Origin of the sequence: Bacillus sp. AFS017336, assembly GCF_002555445.1 — a bacterium.
In the GTDB taxonomy this organism is placed as follows: domain Bacteria; phylum Bacillota; class Bacilli; order Bacillales; family Bacillaceae_G; genus Gottfriedia.
In genome coordinates this window covers 1-7,985 of record NZ_NUCO01000146.1, presented here as the reverse complement: position 1 = coordinate 7,985, position 7,985 = coordinate 1, and the positions used below count along the sequence as shown (strand labels likewise).

Below are 7,985 nucleotides of genomic sequence, written 5' to 3'. Positions count from 1 at the left end.
TATAAAGTAGTGTTGTTTGTCACTTTATCTTTTGTAAAGTTCCAAGGTAAATCTCCTGCAGCATCCTCGTACCATCCAACGAATGTGTAGCCTGTTCTTGTCGTTGTCGGTGCAGAGATGACAGTGTTATAATTTGCAGATTTGTCAGCTACTTGACTTCCACCATTGCTATTGAAGTGAACTGTATAAGAGTTAACATTCCACTTAGCATATAGAACCATGTCGCCGTCTACTTTGTCTGTTTCAAAGTTCCAAGGTGTTTTACCTTCTGCATCTTTATACCAACCAACAAATGTGTAACCAGTTCTTGTTGGTTTTGATTCATCAAGTAATGAATTATACTCTGCCTTCACTGAGACAGCTAATCCAGCATCTTGCGTGTCATAGATAACAGTGTATTTTGCTGGTTTCCATTTTCCATAAATTGTTTTTGTAGAATAGATCGAATTTGTGAAATCCCAAGGAATTGAACATGCTTCATCAGCAAACCAAGTTAAATCATATCCATGAGCTGTTGGTGCTGTAATTCTGCGTGCTACAATTTGATCTTTTGTTGCTTCCTTAACCTCCGCTGGAGCATCTTTTGAAACAACGAAATGTACATTATATCCATTTAATACTTTTTGTACTAATGTTACATCAGCATACTCTTTAGCTTTAATCGTAATCGTATAATCTTTAGCTCTTGAGAACAGACTTTGACCTAAAGTAATTGTACGATTTTCTTTATCTACAGTGTATTTCGATGCGTCTATTGCAAGACCGTTGATGTTAATACTAGTAATCGCATTTGCCCATTCTTTGTCACTGTATTCTAACACCATGTTGTTCCCTAATGCGTTATCTGTTGTATCTGCTGTCACAACTGAACCAGCTAACGCATATTTCGCGTAAAGGGTAATTGGTTTTGTGACAATGTTATCAAAATCAAATGGGATTGTTAAATCTTTATCCGCATACCAACCATAGAACTTGTAGCCTACTTTAGTTGGATCCATTGGTTTGGTCGCATTTCTGTCTACGATTTGAGCAGAAACTGGATCTCCACCATTTGATTCAAATGTAACTGTATAACCAATAACTTGGTCAGACACAATTACATCTTTATACCCTTCAGAAACAATCGTCACATTGACCTTTTGACCAACTGTGAAAAGTGCAGCTTTCAGTATAATGCTATTATTTGTGATTGTGTAATCCTTATTAAGAACTAAAGTTTTAGCACCTATGCTAACCGTTTTGATATTATTTTTCCATGTTCCATCATCTGTAAATGGTAACGTAATGTCACTTCCAACAATGTTTCCAGCAACATCTTTACTCACTGTAGGTGGAACTTTAATCCAACATAGATAGAATGTAGCATTATCAGTTATGAATTTAGAATTATTTTGTGAAATATCGGACTTCTTGTCACTTGAACCAGTTGCATCCAAGTATACGTCTTGACTAATCGTTAAATTCCCATTAGTTACATGCGATGCACCAGAAAGCATATTCGGAACAGATATTTTGCCGTAATTCAAACTATCAGCAAAGTAATAGTCATTTGCATTCTTTAACGTACCACCGTTTAAGTCAATATGACGTCTATAGCCTAGAAGAACATTTGGAATTGAAACCGTTTCTCCTGTTGTAGAAGTTACCGTTAATGTATAACCTTTAATTCCTCCAATATTTCCAAGAGTTGGCATCTCACTGAAGGCAAACTTTTGACCTAATGCTGTTTGACCAGCTTTAACAGCTTGATCATGTGTAGCCGTTGTGAAAGATAGAATTCCGTTACTTCCGTTAGACGATAGGTCATAAGTACTTGGGTCTAACGTATAATTCGTCGCTGTCGTATCTACTGAGCCATCACTCTTCATTCCATAGAATTTCGCTTCAATTTTTGCAATTTTGTCTTTTCCTGTTAACCAAGAAACATTAGTTAAATAATCTGGGATGTTGATGTTTAAATCGCCTTCTCCAAGCACCCATCCTATTCCAGTTACAGACGAGTTACTACCGTCGAATTTTACGCCATTCGGGTTTGATTTATCAACAGGTGAATAACTTTGAGTTGTATTCATTTGCCATTTTGCGTAAACAGTTATGTCTCCAGTTAAAACATTTCCTTGAAATGCTGATGTACTATAAGTTTTATCAGTATACCAACCAAGGAACTTATATCCTTGTTTCGTTGGTGCAAGAGTCATATAGTTTATCAAATCACTATTTGGACCATTCGATCTACTTGAGGCTGGATTGTATCCTACCGCCATCGGACTAATCTGCGTTCCACCCTGGCTGTCGAAGGTAACACTATATCCAACTGGTTGTTGTCCCGTATAGACTGGATCATATCCAGCAATTACATCAGGATAAACAGTGCCATCTGCACCTTGAGAGCTGATCGTAAATCTGTAAAGCTGTGGCAAATAACTTGCTCCGCCTGGGTTTACTGTTGCTTTACCATAAGTTGAACCATCATTTGGATTAAGCGTAGAATCCGTCATAAATGTTTTCGCATTAAACGTAATTTTTCCTGGCTTACTAATGTCATAATATTTTTGATTCGTATCTGAATTGATCAAATTAGTGATATCCATACTTTTACCATTAGTTGTCGTCACAACTACTTTATTGATTCCATTTCTCCATTTTGCATCCTCTGTAAAGTTTAAAGTCAAATCTTTACCGATATGCGCCACTGTTGGATCAGTAATGTTTGGAACCGCTGGCGTTGGAATTGGTACCGTTGAAATTGCTAAGGATTTTGTTACGTCCGGGTATCCTGTCGCTTTTATTGTCATCGTGTAATTCGTTGCCGTAGGGAATAACGATCCTGGGAACGTAATTTTTGATGGCATTGTTGCCGCTTGACCAGTTGCATCAGAATACACATATCCAGGATTGATTGTTACTAAATTTGTTACATCAGTTGTACCTAACATGACTTTTGTAATTGCTTTTCTCCACACTACATCATCTACAAACACTGTGCTTGTAGGAGCAAGTGAAATCGTAGCCCCATTTTGTAAATCTTGTAGCTTTGGTGTTGATTCGATTTTCAAATCTGGAGCTGGGAAATTAAGTTTTTGCATAACTTGCTGTACTGTATCACCAGCAGTTAAAGTAATTGTTGGTAATGCACCTACATAATCAGTTTTAAAAGTAGTATCTTTATCTACCGTTAATTGTGCAGTTGGAACACTTAATCCTGCATCCTTCGCACTTTGATTTTGTACTCCAAAGTTTTTAAAGATGTAGTAGAAATCGTTATAATTGATCCCGTAACCTGAACCGGTTGGTTTAATCCAGTAAATATCCTCGTCACGGTTAGTGTTTAAGAATGCTGTTTTGTTAGCAACTGTATTATTAGGATTATCAACATAACCTAAGTTTTTATATTGATAATAAACATCGATTTCTTTCAGTAAATCTTTCATGTCGATGACGTTATCGCCATTTACATCTCCACCTAATAGGATTGGGAACATACCTGGAATATCTTTTATCGTACCTGATTGATATCCGTATTTATTTTCACCAATTACCGGTGTTTGAGCATACCCTTTAAAATGTCCTGGTACACTAGCTTCGACGGAATATGGCTTGTTACTTACATCCATTGTTAAAGCATAATACGGATTAATAAATGTATAAGCCATTGTGTTATTAAATGATGTCGGTTGATCCGTTGTAAATTTTTTGCCCTTATCATCCGTTGCCGTTACTTTCGCACCTGAATCAACTGTGAATTGTGGGTAATTATTGTTTACGTTATTTCTTGCGAAAGATTCCGCTGCAACACGGCCCCTAAGTACAGAAATATTTTGTCTTACATAAGGATCATTCGTTGGGAACCATGCAACTTTTGTATCTTCACCTGACAAAGTTAAATTCGCACTTAGCAACTGATATGGGAATTGTCCTGTAATCGGATCAGGACTATTATAGGTCACATCTGCTTCTATAATTGGCATATCATGGTCAAGTGCACCAGCTTCAGTGATATTCGAAATTGTCACATCTGTTGTTTTACCTATTCCATAAATTGGATGAACATATGGTTGCCCTACAGTAAGAACTTTCGTTGGATCAATACCTTTACTAATCAGATAATTTTTATACTCATCTGTTAGACGAATATTACTGAATTCGTAAACATTATTACTATTCAGTAAAAATTTACCTCCAGTCATTCCTATAGCATAATGTGTTGTGAAAGTCGCCTTGAATGGCTTATTTGCATCGACAACAACTTTATCTTCGTTACCTGGTCCTGCATCTACTCCATTAGATGAAGTCAATGTAACATACGGATTTCCTTTTTTAATAAAATAATAGGTTTGTCCATTTAAACTTCCATCACTTTCACCAGAATAATCAACAGGATCAATGTCAAATTGACTTCCCAATTTATTTGAAACGTCCTCAACCGATACACCAAAATGGAAACGACCTTTTGCATCGGTCTTGAAGTAAACCGTTGGGAACATGCTATCTTGATACCCTACTACACTGTTCAAACCTTGATCAACAGGAACTGGTGTAACACCATCCTGAGGGCTTGGTACTGAAGTTTCTCCATTATTTTTCATTACGTCTACGTTCGAGTCGTATACTTTACCAGAGAATCCTTTAATTTCTTGTCCAGGCAGATACCCTGTCGGATCAATTTCATAAATTCCACCTTTAGAATCTGAATCCATCGTCATAGTTGGCGGTGTACCGTCAACATATACCGTATCTTCTGCTGTATAACGTTTTCCATCTTTACCAGTTGCAATTAATTCAAGTGAGTAAGCACCTTCTTTTAGTACTTGCACTGTGCTTGAAATACCTGAAGCGTCATACGTTCCATCATATGGCTTAGTAAATGGAAGATACCATCCATTAAAAAGTGTTATTCTAGGGCCATATTGAACACCCGGAATAATACTACTGCCATCTGATAACGAATTTGCAACACCTATATATTTCCCGTCTTTGTCTTTTATCAGCATATAGTAGTTTTCCATTTGATTATTTACGGATAAATAATAGGCTGAAAGATTTCCTACTGCCGCTGCTTTGATCGCGACTTGGAACGTATTTATTCCTTTTTCAGCAACCGTAATTGTAAACGGAATGCGATAAGTCTCTGATGGGTCATCTGCATTTACTAGATTAATATAACCTTCGTAAGTGCCCTCTACTGAATTTGCCGGAACTGTAATTTTTGCCGTTGCTTGAACACTACTTCCTCCGCCAACATTAATAGAGTTCACGCTTTTTCCAGCGACAGAAAAATCGATTTTTACATCATTTCCTGTTCCAGGACCTACTTTATTCGATCCAGCAAATTTTGTTGACATAAATTCAGTACTTACATTAAATGTTTTGCTGCTATTTCCTTGGTTTGTAACTTTAAAATCTTTTGAAGAAACAACATCATCTGATCCATTCGTTGCACCTTCTCCTCGACCTTTAAAACCAAAGAACATGCTACCAGTAAGATTATCTACTTCATGTGCTGTAGATCCATCACTTAGATCATCTAACGTAACTGCTTTATCTAAAACTTGTACTCTCACATTTGCAGCAATGGCACGAGCAGGATCAACACGACCAGCACCAACTTGGTACACACTATAATTCTTTGAATCTGTGTTAATGCTTTTAGCTGTATTCATTAACGCTGCTTTAACATCTGCAGGCGTATAATCTGGATGAGCAGCTAAAATTAATGCTGAAATACCAGCAACGTGCGGAGTTGCCATTGATGTACCAGACATGATTTGATAACCAAGTTTATAATCATGTTTTGCATTTGGCTCCCAAATATCGTATGGGGCTGTTGAAGAAATATCAACACCAGGTGCTACAACATCAGGTTTAATTGTCCAATCTTTAACTGGACCTGTTGAACTAAAACTTGCTAATTCATCTCCACTCTTACTTATTGAAGCATCAAGTGTAGAAGGGAAAGTAATGCTAGCAGATTTAGGGTCTTTTTTAATCGCGTCAGATAGAGCTTGTCCCTGTACCTGTGTTAGTGAAACTGAATAAACATTATCCATGCTTACGCCTAAGAAAGAAGGAATAAAGCCTTGGGTATCAGTATCATCCGTATTATCCCAGATAATCATACCAGCTGCTCCAGCATTATTAGCATTCGCCATTTTTGTCTGTAAATAATCAACGCCACGCTTTACTAAAACGAGTTTACCTTTTACATCAATTCCACTATAATCTGCTTCACTTCCTAAACCAACATCAACTATCGGAAGTGTTTGACCTTTGTAAACATCGTCTGCTTGTGAAAAGTTTTTACCGAATAATCGTGCTTTATAAGAAGTTGAACCACTCTTAATGGTCATTGTTGCGATGTCCTCAGGAATTGTACTTGCACCTACAGTAATTGCCAGTGGTGAAGTTCCTGGAGAACCGACTGTAGCTTGTCCTGGTCCACTATTACCTGCAGCAACATCACACACAACACCTGCTAAAGTAGCATTGTTTATTGCGATACTCGTTGGGTAAAGTGGGTCATTAATTGTTGCACCAAGAGATAGATTAATTACATCCATGTGATCTTTTACAGCTTGATCGATACCACCTAGAACAGATTCAGATGTCCCATGTCCTCCTGGTCCTAATACACGATAACCATGAAGTTCAACATCAGGTGCTACCCCATTTGCCGAATAAACATCGTTATTATTCGTCGTATTTGCTGCAATCGTACCGGAAACGTGAGTTCCATGCGAAGTAATATATGGCTTATAAGTTGAAGGTGGAGTTCCCCAAACTGGATTTGAACTCTCCTTATCAGTTGCCCAATCATCATAAGTTGTTTCCATTGGATCATGGTCATCAACGTATTTTATATTTCCGTTTGCGTCAACCCCATCATTACTAACAAGGTCATGTCCAGGATATAATTTTCCATTTTCATCATGTGTTACTTTATAAAGGTCAGGGTGGTTGTAATCAATACCTGTATCCAATACACCCACTTTAATCTTTTGACCAGCACGTGGGCCCTTTTTTATGATACCTGTGTTACCATCAGCTTGAAGTTTATCAATCCCTAAATGAGTAAGAGCAGATGTTGGTTTGCCAACAGACGCACTTTTCGCTGAAGTTTTCGAATTCCCCTCATCAGGTAACGAATATTCTTCTTGAGACCAAATTGCAGCAACATCAGGACTTTCTGCAAGTTTTTGTACTAAATTTGCAGGAAGTGATAAAGATATTCCATTAAATGCTTCTGTATATTCTCGTGTAATACCGATTTCTGTTTTAACAGTTTCCCCGCCGACTATTTGCGTTTTCGGCTGAGTATTCAAAAAGGTTTTAAAATTTGCGTGAGCATCTTTAACCTTATTTTGCGCATCGGAATATTCGCTTGCAAACGCTTGAGCATTTGCAGTAGCTCCACCTTTAGCTAAAGATTGCTTAATAATTTGAATCTTAGCTGGATCTTGTTTAAATTGAACAATTACATTAATCTTTTTTGAACCGGTTAAATCTTTCTTGTCCAAATGGATCTTCTCTGCATTATCTGCTCCAGTAAGCTTATTAATATTTGCTTTTTGTTCAGCAGTAAGGCTATCAAGAATGCGGTTTACTTCTTTTGCATCAAAAGTATTACTCTTTAAACCTTGTTCATTTAGTTNNACACTTGCGAAACTTTGAGGTATCACAACGTTTAAAAACATTGTACTCAATGCAAAGATTGATAATATTTTTTTAGTTGGCCTCCTGTTTGATACTTTTTTCTTTTTCATGTTTTCCCCCCTAATTTTACAAACACAAATTTAGTAGTTTACAGAAAATTTAAATATAAATAATTTTCTCAATAATCAAACTAGTTAAATTTTACTTGATGCTTCGCATGTCTTGTATTGGGGGAATTTAACGATTTTTATTTGTTTTTTCGTAATAAATATGCCAAAAAAAGTTATTTTTTTACAAAAAATATACTTTTTAAACAGAAAACGCTTACAAAATAT

General features: G+C 36.8%; 1 protein-coding gene. It reads right to left on the bottom strand.

From position 1 onward, the window contains the following. On the bottom strand, window positions 1-7,691 hold a 7,691-nt coding region (locus CN601_RS24925), incomplete at its 3' end, for a S8 family serine peptidase (RefSeq protein ID WP_483861206.1). Window positions 7,692-7,985: the final 294 nt, after the last annotated feature.